18 protein-coding genes, 1 other RNA gene and 2 pseudogenes are annotated in these 24,229 nt (G+C 41.6%); 10 read left to right on the top strand and 11 right to left on the bottom strand.

The genetic code is table 11. The annotated features are described in order from the left end of the window. Positions 1–583 precede the first annotated feature (583 nt). The 4 genes from HWQ36_RS27995 to HWQ36_RS28010 form a co-directional block, all read right to left on the bottom strand. On the bottom strand, positions 584–1,318 hold the full coding sequence (locus HWQ36_RS27995) for a redoxin family protein (RefSeq protein ID WP_292708907.1): 735 nt from the start codon (positions 1,316–1,318) through the stop codon (positions 584–586). 76 nt (positions 1,319–1,394) lie between these two features. Continuing rightward, a complete protein-coding gene (locus HWQ36_RS28000) occupies positions 1,395–2,324 on the bottom strand; it encodes an alpha/beta hydrolase (protein ID WP_292708909.1) in 930 nt (309 codons plus the stop codon). A 21-nt stretch (positions 2,325–2,345) separates the two neighbouring features. After that, positions 2,346–3,167 carry an SDR family oxidoreductase gene (locus tag HWQ36_RS28005; RefSeq protein WP_292708911.1) on the bottom strand — a complete coding sequence of 274 codons (822 nt, stop codon included), beginning with the start codon at positions 3,165–3,167 and terminating at the stop codon, positions 2,346–2,348. Positions 3,168–3,302: 135 nt separating this feature from the next. Continuing rightward, positions 3,303–3,788 (bottom strand): glutathione peroxidase, encoded by a 486-nt coding sequence (locus tag HWQ36_RS28010; protein WP_292708913.1) that lies wholly within the window; start codon positions 3,786–3,788, stop codon positions 3,303–3,305. 1,376 nt (positions 3,789–5,164) lie between these two features. Here HWQ36_RS28010 and HWQ36_RS28015 point away from each other — a divergent pair. Together HWQ36_RS28015 and HWQ36_RS28020 are read left to right on the top strand one after the other, a co-directional pair. Continuing rightward, positions 5,165–6,637, top strand: coding sequence for an ammonium transporter (locus HWQ36_RS28015; RefSeq protein ID WP_292708915.1), 1,473 nt, complete (start codon positions 5,165–5,167; stop codon positions 6,635–6,637). A gap of 122 nt (positions 6,638–6,759) precedes the next feature. After that, the gene (locus HWQ36_RS28020) at positions 6,760–7,215 is read left to right on the top strand and encodes a DUF2141 domain-containing protein (protein ID WP_292708917.1); all 456 of its coding nucleotides are present in this window, start codon (positions 6,760–6,762) and stop codon (positions 7,213–7,215) included. A 2-nt stretch (positions 7,216–7,217) separates the two neighbouring features. Here the strand turns inward: HWQ36_RS28020 and HWQ36_RS28025 are convergent, their stop codons facing one another. From HWQ36_RS28025 to HWQ36_RS28035, 3 genes are all read right to left on the bottom strand, one after another. Continuing rightward, positions 7,218–8,348 (bottom strand): peptidoglycan-binding protein, encoded by a 1,131-nt coding sequence (locus tag HWQ36_RS28025; protein ID WP_292708919.1) that lies wholly within the window; start codon positions 8,346–8,348, stop codon positions 7,218–7,220. A 245-nt stretch (positions 8,349–8,593) separates the two neighbouring features. Next, the gene (locus tag HWQ36_RS28030) at positions 8,594–9,655 is read right to left on the bottom strand and encodes an EamA family transporter (RefSeq protein ID WP_292708921.1); all 1,062 of its coding nucleotides are present in this window, start codon (positions 9,653–9,655) and stop codon (positions 8,594–8,596) included. 1,394 nt (positions 9,656–11,049) lie between these two features. After that, a complete protein-coding gene (locus HWQ36_RS28035; protein ID WP_292708922.1) occupies positions 11,050–12,702 on the bottom strand; it encodes a Ppx/GppA phosphatase family protein in 1,653 nt (550 codons plus the stop codon). A 529-nt stretch (positions 12,703–13,231) separates the two neighbouring features. Here HWQ36_RS28035 and HWQ36_RS28040 point away from each other — a divergent pair. Both HWQ36_RS28040 and HWQ36_RS28045 read left to right on the top strand, forming a co-directional pair. Next, positions 13,232–14,113, top strand: coding sequence for a 4-hydroxybenzoate solanesyltransferase (locus HWQ36_RS28040; RefSeq protein ID WP_292708939.1), 882 nt, complete (start codon positions 13,232–13,234; stop codon positions 14,111–14,113). 527 nt (positions 14,114–14,640) lie between these two features. After that, positions 14,641–15,420, top strand: a complete 780-nt coding sequence (locus HWQ36_RS28045) for a thioredoxin domain-containing protein (RefSeq protein WP_292708924.1) — start codon at positions 14,641–14,643, stop codon at positions 15,418–15,420. A 6-nt stretch (positions 15,421–15,426) separates the two neighbouring features. Here the strand turns inward: HWQ36_RS28045 and HWQ36_RS28050 are convergent. Next, positions 15,427–15,522 (bottom strand): annotated as a pseudogene (locus HWQ36_RS28050) (acyl-CoA thioesterase); the annotation flags it as partial. Between the two features lie 30 nt (positions 15,523–15,552). Beyond that, complete coding sequence (locus tag HWQ36_RS28055; RefSeq protein ID WP_292708926.1) at positions 15,553–16,026, bottom strand: thioesterase family protein; 474 nt, start codon at positions 16,024–16,026, stop codon at positions 15,553–15,555. Between the two features lie 1,016 nt (positions 16,027–17,042). On the opposite strand from HWQ36_RS28055, the gene HWQ36_RS28060 reads away from it, so the two are divergent. Then, positions 17,043–17,840 carry a sulfite exporter TauE/SafE family protein gene (locus HWQ36_RS28060; RefSeq protein ID WP_292708928.1) on the top strand — a complete coding sequence of 266 codons (798 nt, stop codon included), beginning with the start codon at positions 17,043–17,045 and terminating at the stop codon, positions 17,838–17,840. A 32-nt stretch (positions 17,841–17,872) separates the two neighbouring features. Here the strand turns inward: HWQ36_RS28060 and HWQ36_RS28065 are convergent, their stop codons facing one another. Then, entirely contained in the window at positions 17,873–18,535 is a 663-nt protein-coding gene (locus HWQ36_RS28065) for a cadmium resistance transporter (protein ID WP_292708930.1), read from the bottom strand. A gap of 126 nt (positions 18,536–18,661) precedes the next feature. Between HWQ36_RS28065 and HWQ36_RS28070 the strand changes: the two genes are divergently transcribed. Next, positions 18,662–19,369: a cadmium resistance transporter gene (locus tag HWQ36_RS28070; protein ID WP_292708932.1), complete on the top strand. Its 708-nt coding sequence runs from the start codon at positions 18,662–18,664 to the stop codon at positions 19,367–19,369. 85 nt (positions 19,370–19,454) lie between these two features. Here the strand turns inward: HWQ36_RS28070 and HWQ36_RS28075 are convergent, their stop codons facing one another. After that, positions 19,455–19,682, bottom strand: a complete 228-nt coding sequence (locus tag HWQ36_RS28075; protein ID WP_292708934.1) for a hypothetical protein — start codon at positions 19,680–19,682, stop codon at positions 19,455–19,457. 508 nt (positions 19,683–20,190) lie between these two features. On the opposite strand from HWQ36_RS28075, the gene HWQ36_RS28080 reads away from it, so the two are divergent. From HWQ36_RS28080 to HWQ36_RS28095, 4 genes and pseudogenes are all read left to right on the top strand, one after another. Continuing rightward, positions 20,191–20,715, top strand: coding sequence for a pentapeptide repeat-containing protein (locus HWQ36_RS28080; protein ID WP_292708935.1), 525 nt, complete (start codon positions 20,191–20,193; stop codon positions 20,713–20,715). Then, positions 20,712–21,866 (top strand): 5-(carboxyamino)imidazole ribonucleotide synthase, encoded by a 1,155-nt coding sequence (locus tag HWQ36_RS28085; RefSeq protein ID WP_292708937.1) that lies wholly within the window; start codon positions 20,712–20,714, stop codon positions 21,864–21,866. The genes HWQ36_RS28080 and HWQ36_RS28085 overlap by 4 nt, the downstream gene beginning before the upstream one ends. 60 nt (positions 21,867–21,926) lie before the next feature. After that, a non-coding RNA gene (gene ssrS, locus HWQ36_RS28090) (6S RNA) lies at positions 21,927–22,110 on the top strand. A gap of 136 nt (positions 22,111–22,246) precedes the next feature. Next, positions 22,247–24,145: pseudogene (locus HWQ36_RS28095) on the top strand (serine/threonine-protein kinase PknK); the annotation flags it as partial. Positions 24,146–24,229 lie beyond the last annotated feature (84 nt).

Here is a 24,229-nt window from a genome sequence, read left to right on the forward strand (position 1 = left end):
CTCCCCGAATCCCATATCTGGGAGAAGGGTTGGGGGATGAGGGCATTACATCATGGCTAGGAAACCTCCAGGGACTTCCAAGAAATAAATTAGGGCAAGCATCCTGCCATTGGTGTCAACTTAACGTGAAATCCTGGCAATGCACGTTATATCAAGCCGACTCAATTACCAATTAAGTCTTCGGAACCCCACCCCGCTTTTGTCTAACGACAAAATCTCCCCTCCCCGTTCACCTATGGTGTACACACAAGTCTGCTAGAGTTGCGCCACAGGCTTTTGATCCCCCCTAACCCCCCTTAAAAAAGGGAGAACCGGAGTCAAAGTCCCCCTTTTTAAGGGGAGCCACTGCGGTCTTGGGGTCTCCCCAAGTGGAGCATCTGGCGTGGTTTCCCCCATGAGCGGGTGGCATGGATTCAGGGGGATCTTCAACGATTTTGGTTTTCTAGAAAGATGTGTGTACACCGTGGCCCCGTTCACGGGGAGGAGATTAAGGGGAGCATCTGGCGTGTGGGGTAAAATGACTGTGGGATAAGCGTTTGAATTTAAGTTGACACCAATGGCATCTGTACGCCCCTAGTGAAAACTATTTAGCAGCGAAGTAGGCTTCTAATGCCTCAGAACCACCAATTAATTTACCATCGATAAATACTTGGGGAACTGTTGTCGCTCCTGTAACGGCTTGTAACGAGCGTGTGGTGACATCCTTACCCAAAGTAATTTCTTCGTAGTTAATGCCGTGTTCTTTGAGCATGGCTTTAGCACGCGCACAGAAGGGACAACCCACTTTCGCAAACAGAGAAACTAATTCGGGCTTCACTGCTTGGGGGTTGATGTATCTGAGCATTGTTTCAGCATCGGATACCTTAAAGGGATCTCCTGGCTCGTCTGGCTCAATAAACATTTGGTTAATGACACCATCTCTTACCAGCATAGAATAGCGCCACGATCGCTTACCAAAACCCAAGTCTGATTTATCTACTAGCATTCCCATGCCTTCAGTAAATTCACCATTGCCATCGGGAATTAGTGTAACATTTTCTGCTTCTTGATCCTTTGCCCATTCGTTCATAACAAAGGTATCGTTGACAGAAATACAGATAATGTCATCGACACCATTTTCTTTGAAAATCCCAGCCAACTCGTTATAACCAGGGAGATGAGTGGATGAACAAGTCGGAGTATAAGCACCTGGTAAGGAGAAGACAACCACTGTCTTATTAGCAAATAATTCATCGGTTGTCACATCCGCCCACTGGTTGTCCTTGCGAGTATGAAAAGTGACATTAGGAACTCTTTGTCCTCGACGATTCGTTACCATGTTCTTGTTTCCTGAAGTAATCAATTCCAGTCATAACCTAGCATGGGAAGACTAGTATAATGTAATTATCAATCAGTTAAAAGGCTTCATTGATGAATGGTGCGATCGCTGCTACAAATTCAGCAGTGGATTCATAAGGCAAAACGTTACGCCCATTTATTTTTATACCTCGACTTTGAGGCAAACAGGCGAGGTAGTTAGCCAAACGCTCGTCTGGCGTTTCTTTTCTATTGTCTTGGCTAATACTCGATGCAGTTTCCCCCACAACCGCTAATGTTGGTTGCTGAATCGAGGCAATAAAATTAGTATAATCCTGTCGCCAAAACCCTGCTAAAAAAGAAAACACTGCATGGCGACTAGCAGGATTTGCTGCACCTGCAACTAATGTATTTAACCACTCTGCATCTACAGCACTCTCAGAAGCGAAGAGTTGGCGAGTCGAGAAAGAACGTAAAAACTTAGGAGTGCGTGCATAGCGATAAAAAGGAATCCCAAAAGGGGAATCTAACACATTCCAAAGAAATTTTTGCTGCCATTCTGGTGGTTTATTTGTCATCAAAGCCCAAGTTGGAGGCCCAGAAAGTACAAGCCTGGAAATTAAGTTTGGTTCCTTTTGAACTAATGCAATCGCAACTGGTAATAAAGCACCTTGTACTACTACAATAACAGGTTTCTGTACGACTGTTTGTAAAAAGTACTGCAACTGTTCTGCCCAATCACTAGGAGTATAAGCCAGATGAGGCATATCACTTTCGCCACATCCTAGTAAATCAGGGTTGTAAATTGAATTACGCTGACCTGAATTATACCATTCATGACAAAATCGCTGCCAAAACTGCCGCGACAATCCGACACCAATAGGATGAATTAACAGTAAGGGAATCCCCTCAGATGTTATGTTAGTTGGTTGATGAATTTCGTAGGCGCAACGATAATTCTGCCAAGTGTAAAACTGGCTAGGAGATGCTGTCAAATTAGTTGTGTTAGTTACAGCAGATGGTTGCATAATTCCTAGTTTTAATACTTGCTAAAAAATCATCTGTGGATGAATTAACTGATATCCAGCTTCTTTCAGCTTTTCATTCGATACCCAAGCATTATATGGGCGGGTACTTTTGACAGAAGTATCCCATATAACTTTGGGTAAATGATGTTTTTCAAATAGACTATCTAGCAAGTCTCGGCTGGTGAGATGTGCATCATCTACCAGATTATAAATCCCTTGTAAACGACGGTTACGGGCAAATTCTATCGCACCAACAATATCATCTAGATGAATCCAATTGGTGATATCCTCACCGCCAGGACGGTTTGTACCAGCATATCTGCTAAATATTTTTAACAGTTCCCTACCAGGGCCATAAATTCCTCCCAAGCGGAAGATACAAACGCGGAGATTTTCGCTAGATGCTGATAGCAAAATATCTTCTGTTTTTCGGAGAATTTGGGCATTTAAATTAGCTGGTGCAAGTGGTGTTTCCTCATCTACCCATACACCATTTCTGTCACCATATACTGCATAGCTTCCTGTATATATTAATTGTTTTACACTCGGAATTTGCTGTAAAGATGAAACTAAATGTTGAGCAGTTTGGAGATAAGTTTCTTCATAAACTTCGCCACCTTTTGCACCAACGCTCAAGAGTACAACATCTTGATTGTGCAAAACTGATTTTAGACTATCTAGGTCATTCCCGTAGGTAACGAAAACTCTTTGGGATACTGATTTTAGTGCAGGGACACGCTCAGGAGAAGTTGTGGTTGTACTGACAACAAAATTCATTTCTTGCTGCCAATATTGAGCAACTTGATAACCAACATAACCACAACCAATGATTGCAACGTTCATGACAAATTGACACAAATAAAATAAACTACTTATTGAGACAATATTCTTAACTAAGAAACTGGACGGAAATAAATTTAACAGCCCAGAGCCAAAAATCAATACCAATAGTACAACCGAATGACCAATGACCAATGACTATTTTGCTAATTCTTTCTCAATTATGGCAATTAACTCTGGTGAATTTGGCTGGATACTACTATTAAATCTAGCTATGACTTCACCTTTTTTATTAACTAAAAATTTTTCAAAGTTCCAAGCAACAGTTCCCGTTGGCTCAACAGCTTTGGTAAGTCGCTCATAAAGTGGATGCTGCTGTGAACCTTTGGCATGGACTTTATCAAATAGTTCAAAGGTAACACTATATTTACTAGTGCAGAACTGCACAATTTCTTCATTACTTCCTGGTTCCTGCGCTCCAAAATCGTTACAGGGGAACCCCAAAATACGTAATCCTGCTTCCCCATACTTTTGGTTCAACTTTTCTAGTCCCTCGTATTGAGAAGTATAACCGCAGTAGGAAGCTACATTCACAATTAAGAGTACCTTCCCGGTGTAGTTGTTTAATTGCTTCTCCTCACCGTTGATAGTCTTGACTGCGATATCCGAAATTGTGTTAATCATCTTGAATCTGATTTATAGGGAATATTGCCAAGTCTCCCATATTACAGGTACTCTAAACCCTGTTTCTTTAAGGAAATTAGCTTTGTTAGCCTTGTTTGGGACTAAGATTCTGTTTAACTCAGGTGAGACGGCGAATGGGGAGTGGTGTATTTAAATTACTTGAAAAACGCTGTATAGCGATCGCCTGTGAGTTTACCTGAGTGATAACTCTTCTGTAATATATAGGATTTAGGCAAACAATAGTCAAAACTCTTATTCCCAGGTAGGGGCAATAGCCTGCGGGTACTCCGTTGAATAACTCATAGAGTAGCAGCTTTGCGTTGCGTAAGTCCTAATGTATATAGCTCGACAATCTGTTGTCTCAGGATATATCTTGGAAATCTGCGTTACTTTTAATACATTTTTCATCGCATAAGATAAATTACAGTCAGTTAATTTCCTGTGGGGTGGGCCGAAAAGCCATTGGTGTCAACTTAAGTCAGAAAGCTCATTCCACAGTCATTTTACCCCACACGCCAGATGCTCTACTACAGCGCAACTCTTGGAGACGCTTTGCGTTAAGCGAAGCTATGCCGTTCGCGCAGCGTCTCGTAGAGAAGGCTTTACGCGCATCCTGCGGCGGGGGAGACCCCTGTTCCCGCACTGGCTCCCCTTAATCCCCTCCCCGTTCACGGGGAGGGGAGATTTTGTCGCTAGACAAAAGCGGGGTGGGGTTCCGAAGACTTAATTGGTAATTGAGTAGGCTTGATATAACGCCATTGCGAGGGTTTCACGTTAAGTTGACATCAATGACATCTTGCTCGCCCTAAACATAAGGCGGGCAAGATGCCCGCCCTACAAGATTGGATAATTTATTTGTTGGAAATCCCTAAAGGAGAATTGCCGCTCTTCAACGCAGCTTTAAAGTAACAAATAATTAACTTTTTGTATAAAAAATTAATAACATTCAAGATTGTCCTATGCTGACATCGGGAAATACTTAGCTATAAAGGATACGATTGCTTTATTTATTGCATCAGGAGCTATTTCTCATAAACATAATCAAAAAAAAGTATTCTAAGATACAGTTTTTTTGGTTTGAGTAAATAGACAATCAATCAAATTTATCCGCTTAGGCATAAATTTACAAAGGTGAAACAAGAAGTAGTGTTGGAATTTTTGGGAAGGAATATTTATGTTGTTTCTCAATCAGAGTTTTTGATATTAGACAAAGTGTGTTCCAAGGAAAACAAATAACTGCACAGACAATGAGATAATTATCTCCCGAAAGCCTACCTTGGCTAAAGCTTTATTTGGTCGGTCTAATTAAATTAATTGATTTTGCTAAGTCTATTACAAACAGAAATTACCACTTTCTCCGTAGGAAAAAATAACCAATGAATAAGCACATTCGACCCTGGCAACGTCTACTGGCGCTAGCAATCGGTTCAATGGTGTTTGCAGTTTTTGCCCCCACAATTGTACAAGCGGCAGATCCTCCAACTATTCAGTCTTTATCTGAAACTACAACGAAACTGCAAATTTCTATTGATACTACCTGGGTATTAATCACCGGGTTTTTAGTATTCTTCATGCAAACCGGCTTTGCCATGTTAGAAGCAGGTTTGATTCGCCAAAGAGGTGTAGTTAACGCCTTACTAGAAAACTTTATTGATGCTGCTGTAACCATCTTAGTGTGGTGGGGAATAGGCTTTGGGATTGCTTTTGGTACAAGTGCTGGCGGGTTAGTTGGCATAGATACCTTTTTCCTGAGTCAGCTACCTGGTGCTGATGGTAGTTATCCATTGGGTGCGCCGGGTTCTACAGCCGCCATCAATACTTATGCCTTGTTTTTCTTCCAGTTTGCTTTTGCTGCTACGGCCAGTACAATCACCACTGGTTCAATGGCTGGAAGAACCGACTTTGTTGGTGACTTAATTTATAGCGCCATTATGGGGGCTATTAGTTACCCACTTATCGTTCACTGGGTATGGAACTCCGGGGGATGGTTAGCCAAATTGAGTTATCACGACTTTGCTGGTAGTTCTGTTGTCCACAGTGTTGGTGGCTGGACAGCACTGGTAGGTGCATATTTACTTGGCCCCCGTCCTGGTCGTCCAGCTTGGGGAACTCTACCACCAGCACACAATTTAGGGCTAGCAACTCTAGGAACAATGATTCTGTGGTTTGGCTGGTACGGGTTTAACCCTGGTTCAACCCTCAGTACAGGTAATACGGGGTTGATTGGTTTGGTGACAGTCAATACCACCTTAGCCGCAGGTGCAGCCGCACTCTCAGCGATAATTTTCCAATATACTCGTACAGGTAAATGGGATTTAGTTTATTGTCTCAATGGTTCACTAGCAGGATTAGTGGCAATTACTGCTCCTTGCGCTTATGTTGCACCTTGGGCTTCAGTTTTGATTGGGTTAACGGGTGGTATTTTGGTTACTTTGGGAGTTGATTTGATTGAGTCGCTCCACATTGATGACCCGGTAGGAGCATTTGCCGTACACGGGATGAATGGGATGATGGGTACTCTCTCTGTTGGCTTCTTAGGTCAAGCAGAATTGACCCTTAACAAAAAGGCAGGGTTGTTTTTAGGCGGCGGCTTTGATTTGTTAGGTATACAACTTTTGGGCGTAGTAGCGATCGCAGTTTTTACCGTCGCCTTTAGCTTTTTGATGTTTAGTGGTCTAAAAGCACTGGGACGACTACGTGTCGATCCCGAAGCCGATCGCATTGGAATCGATGCTTACGAACACGGCGCGTCAGTATGGCCTGATGTTTATGCGATCGAGCAATTTATTGAAGAAGAAGACAAAAATCGCATTAATACTCCTGGAGTTAGCCCCATCGATCGCAAATAGAGCGAACAATCACGCTTTTAGCTGCAAAATAGTCGGGGAAAAGTAGAGGGTTTTATACCTCGTACTTTCCCCGCTTTCTGTCTGAATTGATGCTTTATTAAGCAAGTTGGTGCGAAAATTTTATGGTTATAAAATTGAGAGTTGGTATGCTGCTATTAGCAGTTGTAGGAAATCTGGCATGGTCATTGAGTGCCAAGGCAAATTTTAACGGCAAACTCACCCTAGAAATTGATGGCTTAAAGAATAAAGAAGGAGAAGTCTGTGTCAGTATATTTGCTAGTAGTGAAGGATTTCCTAGCGATCGCGATCGCGGCTTACAAAAGCAGTGTACCAAGATTACTGACACTCCCTTACCCATTACCTTTGAGAACTTAAAAGCAGGTAGTTACGCCGTTGCTGTCTTCCACGATCAAAATAATGACCGCATTCTCAACAGTAATGTTTTTGGTATACCAAAAGAAGGCTTTGGATTTTCCAGAAATCCAGAAATTCGCACAGGTGCGCCCAAATTTAGCGAAGCAGCATTTTTAGTGGCAGGCCCAAACACTAATATCCAAATCCAGTTGAAATATTTTTAGACTTATTCTTGTGAATCATTGTGTGAATCTTCTGGTAAACCTTGTTGTTCCGGCAAGCCACGCATTCGATTCATCTGAGTTAAAGCATATCGTGCCGTTGCTTGCACTTCGGCATCTGGGTCATCTAATGCATGGCGCAACATCTGACTCATTTGACCCATCATGTCATAAACGCGCGTCAAGTCTCGGATCGCATTTTGCCGTACTTGTGGACTTTCATCTTGCATTGAAATTGCTAAACCCCGGTTCATCGGTTTGAGTGTGCGGATACCAATTTCTGCCAAAGCTGCCAAAATTAAGCTGCTTTCTTGAGAATCAGCATCAATCATTAGGTCAACCATTGGCTGAATTGCCCGCGAATCTCCCTGCTGACCCAAATCCCAAATAGCCTTGCGTCGCTTCGTTGGTTCAGAACTGTGTAAGTCTTGAATTAATTCGTCAACGATATTGAGTTTAGCAAGCCGGGAAGTTTTTTCTGGCAGTAGTAATTGTGTGGCTAGCGGTGGCGTAGCTGTTTCTTGACTAGTTACAATCTCTGGTGGTGGTGGTATCATAGTTTTTCTGTTAGCTTCACTCAAACTTTTAGTATTTGATATTTCAGACTTTTGCACTTGTTTAATCTGACGAAACCACCTCAGCAGGTAAATAAGTGCGCCAATACTTCCTAGAATTCCGATGGCAAATATAAACCACCAGACGAAACCTTTCTCAGGTGGCTTGGGTTTGGGAGTTGGATTAGGAAAAGTGACTATTGGAGAGGTGACAATCTGATTTTTGGCAACCAAAGCTGCTTGCAGGCTCCTCCTAGTCGCCAGACCAGCAATGCCATCTACTTTTAAACCTTTTGCTTTCTGGAATTTCGTTACAGCGATTTCCGTACTAGCGTTGTACTGTCCATCTACCACGCCATTGTAGTATCCCAACTGCTTTAATTGGGTTTGTAATCTCTGCACATCTGATTTTCGACTACCATATTTTAAAACAGACGGACTAGCGGCAACTGTCGAACTAGCTTGTGCAAGTTCTAAAATTTCAGGCGCTAGGTTAGGCGTGGCTGTACTTGCGCGATTTGGGTAAAAACCCACGCAAGAAAAACAGGTAAATATCAGAATTGAGGAACGGCATAGCCTCATATTGAAAGTTTCAGCCTGAACGTGCTTTTGAAGTCTTGGATACCACAATACCTTCTAGATGGACAAATGTTAACTGTCATTGGGAATTGGGAATTGGAAATTGGGCATGAAAAAGAGGCAGAGGGGCGGGAGCGGAGGGCAGGGGGAAAACTCTTTTCCCTTGCTCCCTGCTCCCTCATCTCCCGGTTGGTGAGCGAAGTCGAACCACATCTCCCTCATCTCCCCACTCCCCTAACGACTTAGGGTCAAATTTCTGATTCAGATTCTCTAACTGCTAAACTTACAGGGTTTAATTTTTTAGCAGATGAATCTAAAACTGGTTGCTGTATATTAGCTATTTCGCCGACAGTAAGTGTGTCGTTTTTCGCTGCTAAAGCATCACGTTGGTTAATGAGATAGATGCTAATTAAAGTGAGGAAAACACCTACCCACTGTACCGGACTGAGGATTTCTGAGAGAAAGAGATTGCCGAATAGTAGGGCAAAGACGGGCGTAAGGAAGGTAAGAGAACTAAGACTAGTGAGACTGCCACTAGAGGCAAAGTAGAAGAATAACCCGTAGGCGATCGCACTGCCAAAGACAGTAGCATAACTCAAAGCCACTAAATCAGATCCTCCGAGATTTTCCCACTGCTGAGATTCGACAACTGATGATATTCCCCATAGTGGCAATCCCCCTAAAATCATGTGCCATCCCGTAGCGGTTACTGGGTCAGCATGTTTACACACAAACCGAATCAACACTGTTCCCACAGCCATTGATAAGGCTGCCAATAGCATCAACCACTCGCCGCTAGCAAACAAATCTTGCCAGTTGCCAATTGTGATATTTGCGCCTGAGTCGAGAATGTGTAAAATCCACTCATCAGGTAAGCCAATTAAACTAATACCTGTGACTCCCAAACCTAACCCCAGCCATCCCCAAAAACCAATGTGTTCTTGGAATAGCCACAACGACAGCAATGCTACAGCCAAGGGTTGCGAGTCAATCATCACAGACCCTAACCCCGCACTGGTTCTGACTAATCCCTCAGCCAAAAAGCCTTGAAATAACGTCCCATCTATTAGAGCAAATAAGGCAATCCACAGCCATGCAGCCCAACCCTTCGGTTGTGGTTTACCCATGAATGCTGCTGCTATTAAAATTAACACCCCAGCTGGTATCAGGCGCACTCCCGCCATGAATAGCGGTGTGGTGTGGGGTATCACTCCTTTCATGGCTACCATTGCCGTCCCCCATAGGAAAAAGGGGGCAATTAACAAAAGAGGGGCGAAGGGAAGTCGAGATGCACTGAGTTTCAGTTGCATGGGTTTGCTGATGCCTTTGTTTAACAAGCACAAAAATTGCTTTACCCAATTTTACCGAATTATGTAGTTTTGCGATCGCCTTTGGCGGGTGCTTTGCACCATCGCGTAACGTCTCAACGTCTTTTACCCCCTTTCTAAGGGGGTTGCCGCAGGCGGGGGGATCTTAACTGAACCGTATTGCCAATGATAGGGTCAAAAAAGTAGCAATTCGCTTGAGATTTTAAATTCAGCCAAAGAATAATGGGAAGCTAATAATATTACTCTGAAGTTTTTTACTATACACAAATAGGTTAAGGCTCTTTTATGACTCTCGTCGGATAAAAATCATCCACTCTTATTTTTAAGGACTTTGATGAATTTAGGTGTAGGTTGGGTTGAGGAACGAAACCCAACACCAACAATCCCTGGTTTTGTTGGGTTTCGTTCCTCAACCCAACCTACGAATATTTTATTTTTTCGGAGTAATAAAAGAGGGTTAATTTAGCCCTGACTTTTCACGGTATCTGGAAAAGTCAGAATTTAGCCTGGAGACAAATTAAGATATACTCCAATCCTCTAAATGCAAATTAGGCACTTTTTGAAAAAGTTCAGCATTTTTCCTTCTTTTTCTTTAGTTATATATGTAGCGCCAGTTTCTAAAACTTTGGTCACACGAGTATACATACTTGCTTCTCTGCAATTGGAGCGGTTTAATGCAGAAAAACAAGCAGTCTCAACTGCTCTCTTGAAATTTTTTTATGAGAAGAATTCAGGAGTCAGAATTCATACTGAATTCTGTACGAGTGGGTGATGAATATTGGTTAAAACCGTACTTCGTCCCGCTACGCTAACGCCCGAAGTTAAGCGAAAGTAAAATAAATATTTTTCGTAATCAAAACTCTATCCCGCAAGTGGCGTAGAGTATTCTGAATTCTGACTCCTGTTTTATATTTTTTTATATTATAGAAGGATACCTAAGTTTTCCCGGCTTAGGTATCCAATAGCAACATAACCTATTAAATAGATTGTTAGCTATATTGTAATTACTAATTTTTATTTTTAAATGCTTCTTAGGACACTTTATAAATTGCTCCTTAAGTAGGATGTCAAAATTAGAGATGAGGTTTAATTTGATTCCAAAAGCATCTTTATCAAAACAGAATTCAGGAGTCAGAACGGGCTAAACGCCCCGCTACTGCTAACAGAATTCATTCAGAATTCTGACCAAAAAAGCGGATAGTGCAGCCTAAAGCCTGCAAAGAAGCAAGCTACGCGGAGCATCTCGTAGAGAGTATCTTGATTCTGACTGCTGTTGGCGCAGTGGGGCGTAGCCTATTCTGACTTCTGAATTATTTTTTAACTGCAAAATATTGTTTTATAACAGGTGCGTTACATTACGTTAACGCACCTACTTTTTAGAACAATTTAGCAGCGCTAGATTTTTCTAAATTCGCTACTAATTTAACTCCAAATTCTTCCTCAAACACTCCTTTTTTATAATCTAAACTCCAAAGTTCTAAAGCACAGTCATCATCCGCTTTAGATGGAAAAATCAGCAGGTTTACCTGCCGAAGTTGTTGATAATACTCACATTTTACTTGAGATATCGCACCAATCTGTCGCCTATCTAATGCCACCGCCAATCTTAAAATTGCACTCAATTGACTAACCATTTGGCACTGCTCTTTAGTCAGCAAACTCTGGTAAATTTCATGTTTTTTCTTGGGCGGCGATTTGCGATGATAACGCGCTAAGTTAGCTATGATTTCAATCTCGGTTTCTGTATAACCAAGTAATTCACCATTGCGAATTAGATAGTAAGAGTGCTTGTGGTGAGACGAATGACTGACATAATGACCGCAATTGTGTAATATTGCAGCGGCCCACAGCAGTTGTCGCTCGTCAGATCCCCAGTGATGTAATGTACCTTGAGTTTGGTCAAATAAACTCTTAGCAAATTTGGCGACGCGATCGCTATATTCTAAGTTAACGTGGTATTTGTCAGCGATTTTTAAAACATTCCGTTCCCGAACTGAACTTTGGTAGCGTAGCTTATCTTCAATTAAACCGTGGACTAACATCCAGTCTACGATTACACCTTCCCTCAGAGAACGCTCACAAATTGTGACCGATTCACTACCTAAAAGGGTCATTACTTCCTGTAATATTACTGCCCCGGCAAGTATAACTTCAGACCGCTTATCTGGCATTCCCGGAATCGCACCCTTTTCTGAATTACTCAGTTTCCGCAAGCGGTTTACCAACTCTCGCAAGTCTTTAAGACTAAACTGGTAGCCATTGAGAGTGGAAGGAATAACACCCGACTTTTCTCGCGCATGAATCATCGCCAGGGTTTCAATCGTGCCAGATGTACCCACCAAACGGGGAGATTCCCCAAGCTGGAAATTTGCTAATACCTCATCCACGGAACGTTCTAACATACCGCGTGTATAAGATTGCAAATACACAAACTCCGTGTTGCTGATAGGATCGGTGGTGATTAACTCGCTAGTGAGTCGCACCGCACCGACTTTGGTACTGGTGAGAGTGCGTGGTTCTTGACTATCGCCCAAAATTAATTCTGTGGAACCACCGCCAATATCGACAATAATATGGGGTTGGTTGTGAAATTCCATCCCCGAAAGTACGCCAAGGTAGATTCGTCGCGCTTCTTCTTGACCAGAAATCAAGTTAACGCTTAAACCCAATTCCTTTTCTACTCTGTGCAAAAAATCTTTACCATTGGGAGCTTCGCGCACGGCACTAGTCGCCACAGCAATGATTGTTTCAGCGTCGATGGTTTTGGCAACTTCTTGGAAGCGTCCTAAAGCAGCGATCGCCTTTTTAATGATCTCTGGTTTGAGTTCCCCAGTGGTAAGATTGCGATCGCCAAGTCTCACAGTTTCTTTTTCTCTGGCGATAATGCTAAAGGCTGGTAGTGTGGGGTCAATTTTGACTACTACCATGTGTAGAGAATTTGTCCCCAAGTCAATGGCAGCAATAATCCGATGTTGCTTAGGTGGTTGAGTTGGAGAACTCTCCCAGCTAGCCGAAACTAAATTCTGCATCTAGTTTTCTCTCTTTATAAGAAATGATGGCAAACGGTGGTATGTCGGGGTAGCTGGCACTGATATTTATTGCAACGCACTTACTCAAACTGAAGACTGAGTAAATTAAAAAATACTCAGCACTCGCAACTCAGTTTCGTCGAGGGCAACTGAGCTAAGTATATTCACCCTAATGCGTCTAAGCTAGTGACTATTAAAAGATATTTAAAGTTGCCACTTTGGGTGATGTTTTTACAAATAACAAATAACGTTATTCTATAGATGTAAAGATGTGTGAATTAGGGAATAGGGCATGGGGCATAGGGCATAGGAGCAAAGAAGTAAGGGGAGAAATAACTAATTCCCAATACAACTCTTGGAGACGCACTCGCGTTCGCTCAGTACAAGTGCCCAATTCCCAATGCCCAATACTTCGACTTACCTCGACTTCGCTCGGCACAAGTCGCTCAGTACAAGTGCCCAATTCCCAATTCCCAATACTTCGACTTCGCTCAGTACAAGTGCCCAATTCCCAATGCCCAATCCTATTATGTTAAGGACACCAGAACGCCCCCAGTCACCAGTTTGGCTTGTAATTATCCGGCTTTTGCGCTGGCATAAACCAGAAGGACGATTAATTTTAATGATTCCTGCTCTTTGGGCTGTGTTTTTAGCAGCTTCTGGGAAACCGCCTTTACCTCTGGTTGGTGTGATTATATTGGGTACTCTGGCCACAAGTGCGGCGGGATGTGTTGTCAATGATTTATGGGATCGGGATATCGATCCAGAAGTGGAGAGAACACGCTCACGCCCCCTCGCTTCTCGCGCCTTGTCTGTGAAAGTTGGGATTGTAGTTGCGATCGTATCACTAGCATGTGCAGCTATCCTAGCCCTTTACCTTAACCCCCTAAGTTTCTGGTTATGTGTGGCAGCAGTGCCCGTCATTCTCCTTTATCCAGGCGCAAAGCGAGTTTTTCCTGTACCGCAACTAGTACTTTCCATCGCTTGGGGTTTTGGGGTGTTGATTAGCTGGAGTGCAGTTACCCAAACCATCACGCAACCAACTTGGTTACTTTGGGGCGCGACTGTACTGTGGACATTGGGATTTGATACAGTTTATGCCATGAGCGACAAGGAAGACGATCGCCGCATTGGTATTAATTCAAGCGCCCTATTTTTTGGGAATTATGCCCCTGTAGCTATTGGAATTTTCTTTGCTGGCACAATCTTGTTATTGGCTTGGTTAGGTTTACTCATAAATCTGCACTTAGCCTTCTGGATTAGCCTTGCAGTTGCTGCTATTGGATGGCTTTGGCAATCTCTGCGATTAAGACAGCGAGACTTACCTAATCCTCTTTATGGTAAGATGTTTCGGCAAAACGTATGGATTGGTTTTATTTTGCTTGCTGGGATGATCGCTGGATCTTTTTAACAAGTAAAAAGGAAATTCTCATAATTTTAATTATGGGATTTTTTATTGAAGCGTACTTTTAAGTCGAAGCAGCTGCGCGTCTATAAGTTAGAGGTTGTTTGAAAAGTGTTTCGCTATGACTTTAGGCACTTTGAGATCCCCCCTAACCCACGCCAGTCGCTCCACTACAGCGCTTCGCGCATCCGGCGGCGGGGGAGACCCCAAGACCGCGCTGGCTCCCCTTAACGCTCTTTTATGACTCTCGTCGGATAAAAATCATCCACTCTTATTTTTAAGGACTTTGATGAATTTAGGTGTAGGTTGGGTTGAGGAACGAAACCCAACACCAACAATCCCTGGTTTTGTTGGGTTTCACTAAAGTTCAACCCAACCTACGAATATTTTATTTTTTCGGAGTAATAAAAGAGGGTTAAAAAGGGGGGAACCGGAATTAAAGTCCCCCAATTTATCGGGGGATTTAGGGGGATCTAGAACTTTTGATACCGACAACAGGACTTTTCAAACATCCTCTTGGATAAAAAATATTTATGAGTTTTTCTATGAGTACATTCTTTGATTCGTTTAGTACATTAATTCAGTATATGCGTACTTGGGCAGCAATAAGTCTGCTATGTTTAGTTGTCGCCTGGTCATTTCCTGCACAAGCTGCTAGCCGGATTGATCCGCAATTAGAACAGCAAGTATTACAAATTATCCGCGAACATCCAGAGGCAATTATTGAATCTGTTCAAGCTTATCAGCAGTTACAACAACAGAAACTCAAGCAAGCACAGCAAGCATTTTTACAAGATTTAAAGACGAATCCTCAAACAGTTATTGGTGAGTCTCCCACCACAGGTTCAACTAAATCAAAAACTGTGCTAATAGAATTTTCCGATTTTCAATGTCCCTACTGTGCTGAGGCGCATAAAACATTGAAACAATTGTTAGCAAAGTATCCAGATAAAGTAAAATTAGTTTACAAGAATTTACCACTAATTTCAATTCATGCTGAAGCATTACCATCTGCGACAGCAGCTTGGGCAGCATATCAACAGGGCAAATTTTGGGAATATCATGATGCGCTATTTACTAATCAAAAGCAACTAGGTGAGGCATTATATTTAGATATTGCTAAAAAACTGAAGCTAGATTTAGTTAAGTTTAAACGCGATCTTACTCTTGCTACTCCCGCAATTACAAAAGATATCCAATTAGCAGAGAAGTTGGGTGTTTCTGGCACACCTTTCTTTGTCATTAATAGTCCAACTTTTTCAGGAGTTGTACAGCTAGCGGATATCGAAAATATATTGACTGGTGCTAAGTAAATAAATTCAAGTTTGTAGCGACTCTAAATATTTATTCTTTAATTCCTCTGGAATAGGAATAGGACGACTATTTTGTAAACTGACAAAAGCACCCTTCTGACTAGGGAAGCATCCACTTTTGGCGGATTGCCCTCAGACTAGAAGTCTGGGGCTATACAAACCAAACCCGCCTTCGCGGGTTTCAGAGAGTCCGCGAAGGCGGACTTCGTTTGTGTAGCCGCGATTTCCAATCGCCCGGTGTTTCTTCCAAAAGTGGATGCTCCCCTGACTAGCTACTGCTGCTAACTCATTGTTAGATAAAATTTCAGCTTGTACAGTCCACTTCAATCGTCCTAAATTACTTAGCCATAAACGTCCAATTACTTGGTCAATAATTTTTATCGGACGTTTATATTCAATTTCAGTTCCAGCTATAACAGGTGCATATCCTTTATCAATTTGTTGATTGAGATGCCAATGTTCATCTAAAAACTTTAAACGTAAATCTTCTAACCATCTGATATACACAATATTGCTTACGATTCCCATAAAATCAATGTCGTATGTTCTTACAGGAATTTCTAATACTACTTCTAATGGTCTGTGCAAACTGTTATTTATTAGCATTATTTCTCTTGAGATTTTAAAACCGATCGGTCTGTAAAATTACAAAAAATTTTACTCTTTTCAAGCATGGGGAATTATTAATTGCCTAATAACCCATTACCCACAACAATTTCAAACTTCTACTTTGTAGTTTAAGGTTAACTCGTCGCCAGGTAAACCTCTAATACCCCAATTAGATTTGGGCGTTTCAAAAATTGTGATTTCAATATCGTATAAAAGTAAAAATTACCGACCGAACAGTCTGTATACTTCTAGCATGATATATGCTTGCAGGTCAAGTATTTTTCAATGCCGAGTTTTGAACAAAGATTTATTCGATGAAATAAAGCCATACATAGATTTGCACTTTGCCAAACAGGATTTTGACTGGGTTGTAAAAAACAAAATTTTCCATGAGTCATTAGACTTGCGGCGTATTATCTAGAGAATATAGCGATATACAAAGCGAATACGCTGGACGTTTGGTCGTGTTTACAAGTAAAATACGGTAAGTACATAGCTTTACCGGCTTTTATATGTAAAACCGCAGAAAAACCAGTAAGAAGTTGATTTTAGTAGAGCAACTGACCCATAAGCAGTTATCAAAGTCTGTTTTAGCTAAATGCCAGTTGTCATGCTGCCAAAAACTTCAGACAGGTTTTAAGTTGTCGAGCAATCCTCTGCCCTAACTTTTAGCTGGATAACCTTTCTTTGTGTCACTCATCCTTTGAGAAACACAATAATTTGCCATGACTAGCTCTATCTAGCACCGGGCTGTAATTCGGCTGAGTTATTGAGGAAGGCAGTTCAAGAGAGAGGAAAACTGCACTCTCTCAAGTACCGCGACCAGACGGGTCTTGGGTTTAAGACAAGAACACTGTTGCGTCAGCTTCCCGCTTTCTTACGAGAGTTCAGGGCTGCTAAATCATCCGGGTTGAATTCCCTACTGATTTACTCCTCCTGCCTCCTGCCTCCTGCCTCCTTCATTGCTCTCTAGTAATGAAGCTCTAGCTGACTTTCTCAAACCCCCAAAGAGTATGCACTATTTATTACTACCATTCTTCAGCTTCTTTGTTGGCATCATAGTTGGTTTGACTGGAATTGGCGGAGCCTCGCTCATTACCCCAATGTTGATTTTTGTTTTTCAGGTTCCGCCTTCCATCGCAGTAAGTTCTGATGTTGTAGCTGCCACATTGATGAAGATTGTTGGTAGCGTCAAGCATTGGGAACAGAAAACCCTGGATACAGAAGTTGTCAAATGGCTGGCATTCGGGAGTGTTCCAGGCTCACTGTTTGGAGTGGGAATTTTGCACTTTCTTAAACGTACAGGTGAGTATAACCTGGATAACATCTTGCTCCGTTTGCTTGGTGTGATGATTTTGCTAGTCACAGCGTTAGCACTAGTGCAATTGTTGTTATTGACTTTTTTGCCCAAATTCAATTTACCCGAACTACCAAAGTTAGACTTAGAAACTAACTTTGACCGCTTCCTAACAATCACTTTGGGAGCAACTTTAGGTTGTTTGGTTGGTCTAACTAGCGTCTCATCAGGTTCAATGTTTGCTCTAGTGCTGATTGGGTTTTTCCGCCTTGATGCACGGAAGCTAGTAGGTACTGATATTTCACACGCAGCAATTTTACTGCTGTTTACAGCCCTTGGTCATCTCAGCCTGGGAACAGTTGATTGGAGTTTGGTAATACCTATCTGGCTAGGCTCTGTGCCAGGAGTCTTGCTAGGTGCTAGAATCTGCCAAGTAGCTCCCCAGCGCCCACTACGGTTTATTATTTACGCCATTTTGATGATGGTGAGTTGGAAATTAGTTCATCAAGTGTAACCAGATTGAGATTTTAGATCCCAAATCCAGCATTAATTTCTCACCCAAGGTAGCAAAGTGAATGTACCTCGCTCATACATAATAAATAGACCCAAGCCAATTAACACAAAAGGTACGGCAGCTTTACCGTAGCGACTTAAAATATTAGCAATGGTAGGTTGACGACTTAAAAAATAAGCGATCGCACACCAAACCCCTACCATGATAAAAAATATACCTAAAATTACTCCCAAACTGGCAAGATCGTGACCAGCGAACAAAGGGATATATATACTAATATTGTCACCACCATTAGCGATCGTTACTGCTGCAACTTTATAAGTTTGGGGGTGCAAAATACTCAAAATAAAAGACAATACCGGGTTAGTAGGTGTAGACTGCCTAAAATCACTACTGACTGTCTGAACTGTGATAGTTTCTTCTTTTCTAGATACTAATTGTTGAATCCCAATTGCTATTGGTAGCAGTCCTAGCAATCCTATCCATTCTCGTTGTACGACCAATCCACCAAAAAATCCTGGCAAGCTAGCGATGATAATAGCTGTAAAACCCAGATATTGACCGAGTAAGATATGCCGCCGTCGAAAATTAACATCTACCTGTGAAAAAAATATTAACAAGATAATGATGTCATCTATGTTAGTAGCGATAAAGGCAATTATCCCTTCACTGAAGACTGTCCCTAGCTGACTCATGCTGGATTTTTAGAACTTACAATTTACCACCATACCAAATTAACCTTTCAAGTAATTGAACTACACTACTTCCTACTCCCCATCCCCTGTCTCATCTGTCTAAATATCTGAAAACTGCTGTGAAACATGAACGAATTAGTTACTGCAACTACTACAGGGGCAATTGCATTCATTGCCACTAACGTAGATGATATTGTCATTCTATTGTTATTTTTTTCTCAAATAAATGCTAACTTTCGCCCCCGGCATATAGTTGCTGGTCAGTTTCTAGGTTTTACAGTTCTGCTAATCCTTAGTCTTCCTGGTTTATTTGGTGGGTTAGTTTTATCAAAAAACTGGATTGGATTACTTGGTTTACTACCAATGTCCATAGGTATCAGTAGTTTGGTGAATTGGGAAGAAGATTCATCACAAGAAGTTGTCGCTGCAACAGAAGAAACTGAAGCATCAACAATTACGAGTTTTTTTTCTCCCCAAGCTTATAGTGTGGCAGCCGTTACACTTGCCAATGGTAGTGATAATATTAGCGTTTATATACCTTTGTTTGCTAGCAGTAACTTAGAGAGTTTTGTGGTAATTATCGGATTATTTTTTATATTGTTAGGAATTTGGTGTTATGCAGCATACAAATTAACTCACTACAGAGTAATAGCTGATATATTGACTCGCTATGTTAATAATTTTGTGCCTTTTGTTCTTATAGGATTAGGCGCTTTTATTGTGTTAGAAAGTGAAGCTTTGAGCTTAATAAAGCTAGTTGCTAGTTGTTTCTGTTTAATAATTTTGGTGAAAAATAATGAAAGTGCCGATGAAATTGGCGAAAATTCTAAGTAAGTGGGCGTGAATATTAACGAAGGCAGGAGGCAAGGAGGCCGTTTTTGTAACGGGGATTTATGCCCCGCTCCAAAAACTTTTCGGCTTAAAAGGCTGTCTTCGTAGCGGGACGAAGTCCGGTTTTAGATCCGATTGTTTCGATAAAAGGTTTGTAGTGAGCAATACCTTCGCCATTTTTTGTAGGTTGGGTTGAGCGAAGCAAAACCCAACGTATTTGTTGGGTTTCGTGCCTCAACCCAACCCACGAATCGAGACATTTTTCGATTTGGCGAAGGTATTGAGTGAGGGTTTTATGTTCGCCAAGCTTTCCCACAGGGTAGACCTCACTACGAGCCAATGTAACGCCGTGTGCAACTTTCTCTCAGACCTAACCCCCAACCCTTGTAGCGTTGGGGAGCAAGAATCAAAGAAGCTTGGGTAATGTGACAAGTAACTTATACTCAATCATTGCGATCGCTATTTAGAGACTTCCAAATAAAAAAACATCCCAAATTTTCTTGTGGGATGGGTGTCCGCACTACGTGCCGCTACGCTAACACCCGTCCCATATTCAGGGCGGGCAGGATGCCCACCCCACAAGATGGAATAATTTATTTCTTGTCAGTCCCTTAGATGATAGTGCTTTAGTGCGATCGCTCCTAGATTGACATTCTCTACCCAAAGTCGCAGGCATAATTTTGCTCAAAGTGAGAAGCTTATACCCTTTTTGCGTTACAAAATATTAAGCAAGGGAAATACACATCCCCCAAATCCAGTAGCAAGGCTGCGAGTCTCAGTTAGAATCAGCCAGTCTTGCTAATATTCAAATGCGGTAAGCTTAAATGCAGCGATTAGATACCAAATTGACTCTCGATATATTTTGGCGGCAAGGGTTGGCGTTCCTTCTAGGAATTATTATCTGGTGTGTAGCTGATCCCGTGTTGGCAGTAGACTGGACTCATCCACTGTCATTTAGTAATGCAGAGTTGTCAAGACGTGATTTTTCTGGTGAAAGTTTACAAGCTGCGGAGTTTTCTAACGCCAATATGGAACTAGCTAACTTTTCAAACGCTGATTTGCGGGGAGCAGTCATGAGTGCTTCGGTGATGACAAAAGCAAATCTCCACGCAGCAGATTTAACTAATGCAATGGTCGATCAGGTAAACTTAACTAAGGCCGATTTGAGTGATGCAATTTTCAAAGAAGCTCTTTTGCTCCGTGCCATCTTTAATGATGTGAATATAGACGGTGCAGATTTTACAGATGCAATTTTGGATCGGGCACAAATCAAAGAACTGTGTACAAAAGCCAGTGGTGTGAATTCTAAAACAGGTGTGCAAACTCGTGATTCTTTAGGATGTCAATGAAACGTGTTGGTGTAATTGGTGGTGGACAACTAGCCTGGATGATGGCGGATGCAGCACAGAAGCTAGGAGTAGAATTAGTAGTACAAACTCCTAGCGAACACGACCCGGCCGTGTCAATCGCTAAGGAAACTGTTTTCGCACCAGTTGATGACGCAAGTGCTACAGAAATATTAGCTCAAAAATGCGATGTCATCACCTTTGAAAATGAATTTGTTAACCTGCAAGCTTTATCTGTTTTAGCACAGCAAGGCGTTTGTTTCCGTCCCAGTTTAGAAGCTTTAGCTCCACTTTTAGATAAATATCATCAGCGTTGCTATTTACGCGATTTGGGTTTACCAGTTCCTCAATTTTTCGCCCTTGATGAGGTAGAAAATCTTCAACTACAAATAGAATATGTAGGTTTTCCAGTAGTCCTCAAAGCTCGCCGCCACGGTTATGATGGTCAGGGTACTTTCATAATTCAGGATTTTGCTACTTTAGAGCAAAAGTTAAGTGATGAAAGTATAACAAAACCTTTAAATCAATCATTTTTCTTGTTAGAAGAATTTGTGCCTTTTGAAAGAGAATTAGCAGTAATTGCAGCGCGTTCTCTGGAGGGAGAAATTGTAACTTATCCAGTAGTGGAAACCCAACAAGAACAACAAGTATGTCGGCGGGTAATTGCGCCTGCTGATATTACACCCAATCAAGTAGCAGAAATTCAAGCGATCGCACATACTCTATTAAATAGCCTACAAGTAGTAGGAATTTTTGGAATTGAGCTATTTCTGGGTGCTAATGGCAAAGTTATGGTAAATGAAATTGCCCCTCGTACTCACAATTCTGGGCATTTTTCTATTGACGCTTGTGAAACTTCTCAGTTTGAACAGCACCTCAGAGCAGTTTGTGGTTTACCTTTAGGGAATCCGGCTTTGCAGTGCGCTGGTGCTGTGATGGTTAACCTGCTGGGGTATGAAAATTCTCACAGTGATTACCAAAGCCACCGTCAACAAATAGCAGAGATTCCCCAGGCGCACCTTCACTGGTATGGGAAAATAGAATCACGTCCTGGGCGGAAGTTAGGACATGTTACCGTTTTACTGGATAATAAAAATAGAGAATCGGCAAGTGCCATCGCCCACACCATAGAATCTATCTGGTATCCCAGCTAAATTCAGCAGAAACTTTCGATGTTGAACACACAACATCTTTTGAAAAGCTATAATGAGTGAGTTGCACTACGACGTTGGTGACTGCCATCAAGTTTTTTGATCTATGCCTTTAATGACAAGGGAGTCAACTGTTCTCGTGGCAGTATACCGGGCATGTACCCGGAAACTTTAAACGAGGAATTTAGGTTCCCACCTGGATAAACCCAGGTCATAAACTTAGGTAAAACGGCGTCGCGGTGAACTTAAAATTATTAGCTCTCAAAGTCAATTAGAACTTGGGAGCTTTAATTTTTTAAGTCAGTTCATAATGAGCGAACTGACAGTAAAGATTGCTATGTTTTTGGGAAACCTAGATAGTGAGGTTTCAAGAATTAAGCCCTATGGTCAGCATTCCCGGATATCACATTAGCAAAGAACTCTACAATGGTTCTCGAACCTTAGTTTATCGCGCTAATCGAGAAACTGACCAAAAATCTGTGGTGATTAAGCTGATGAAAACTGTTTATCCAAGCTTCAGTGAATTGGTACAGTTTCGTAACCAGTTCACCATCGCCAAAAATTTGAATCTACCTGGAATCATCCAAACATACAGCCTGGAACCCTATCAGAATGGCTATGCGTTAGTGATGGAAGACTTTGGGGGAATATCTCTCAAAGATTATTTAACCTCTGTAGAGACGCGATATATCGCATCTTTACAAGAGTTTTTACAAGTAGCGATCGCACTGTGCAATACATTAGATATTCTAATTCGTCATCGGGTCATTCACAAAGATATTAAACCTGCCAATATTTTAATTAATCCAGAAACTAAAGAAGTTAAGTTAATAGACTTCAGTATTGCATCTCTGTTGCCACGGGAAACTCAAATCTTGACGAGTCCTAATGTGCTAGAAGGGACACTTGGCTATTTATCACCAGAGCAAACTGGACGGATGAATCGGGGGATTGATTACCGTACCGATTTTTATTCTTTAGGTATAACCTTTTACGAGTTACTAACAGGAGAATTACCATTTCAATCGCACGAGCCGATGGAATTGCTACATTGTCATATTGCCAAACTTCCGCCTTTAGTACATGAGATTAATCCCCAAATTGCGCCTATACTCTCATCTATTGTCAGCAAATTGATGGCGAAAAATGCCGAAGACCGCTATCAGAGCGCATTTGGACTTAAATATGATTTAGAAAATTGTTTGGCTCAACTCAAAGAAACGGGGAAAATTGCAAGTTTCTCAATTGCTCAACGCGATGTGTGCGATCGCTTTATTATCCCAGAAAAACTCTATGGTCGTGAGCATGAAGTTGAAACTCTGCTCAAAGCCTTTGACCGCGTTATCAACCCCCCGGAGGGACTGAGAGGGGTAGAACTAATGCTGGTGGCTGGTTTTTCTGGTATTGGTAAAACGGCAATTGTTAACGAGGTTCACAAACCCATTGTCCAGCAAAGGGGATACTTCATCAAAGGCAAATTTGACCAATTTAATCGTAATATTCCCTTTTTTGCTTTTGTGCAGGCGTTTCGAGATTTAATGAGGCAATTACTGAGTGAAAGTGATGTGCAATTGTCAACTTGGAAAAATAAAATTTTACAAGTGCTTGGTGAAAATGGGCAAGTCATTCTTGAGGTAATTCCCGAACTAGAACAAATTATTGGTCAACAACCACCTGCAACAGAACTTTCGGCAAATGCAGCACAGAATCGATTTAATTTATTATTGCAAAGGTTTATTGAAGTATTCACCACCAAAGAACATCCCCTAGTCATTTTTTTAGATGATATGCAGTGGGCAGATTCAGCATCGCTGAAGTTGCTCCAGTTACTAATGAATGAGTCAAAATCAGGGTATTTATTATTAATTGGAGCTTATCGAGATAATGAAGTTTTTGCTGCCCATCCATTGATATTGACATTAGACGAAATTGCCAAAGCCAATGCTACCATTAACAAAATTACATTAGCTCCTTTGAGTGAAACAAGTTTAAATCAACTGGTTGCTGATACCCTCAACTGTTCACTAGAAGTTACACATTCACTAACACAATTAGTATATCAGAAAACCAAGGGTAATCCATTTTTTAGTACGCAATTTTTCAAAGCACTACATCAAGACCAGCTAATTAAATTTGATTTAGATAGCGGAAGCTGGCAGTGTAATATTGCCCAGGTGAAGGCGTTAGCCCTGACAGATGATGTGGTTGATTTTATGGTGTTACAGCTACGAAAATTGCCACAATTAACGCAAGATGTTTTGAAATTAGCGGCTTGTATTGGCAGGGTTAGCGCGTCTCAAACCCTATTGACAGAGGGATTATGGCAGAGGGTCTGAGTTTGGGAGAGCCGCAGCCAAAACAGAAAC

It is taken from the genome of Nostoc sp. NMS2 (assembly GCF_017115105.1).
Lineage (GTDB): Bacteria > Cyanobacteriota > Cyanobacteriia > Cyanobacteriales > Nostocaceae > Nostoc.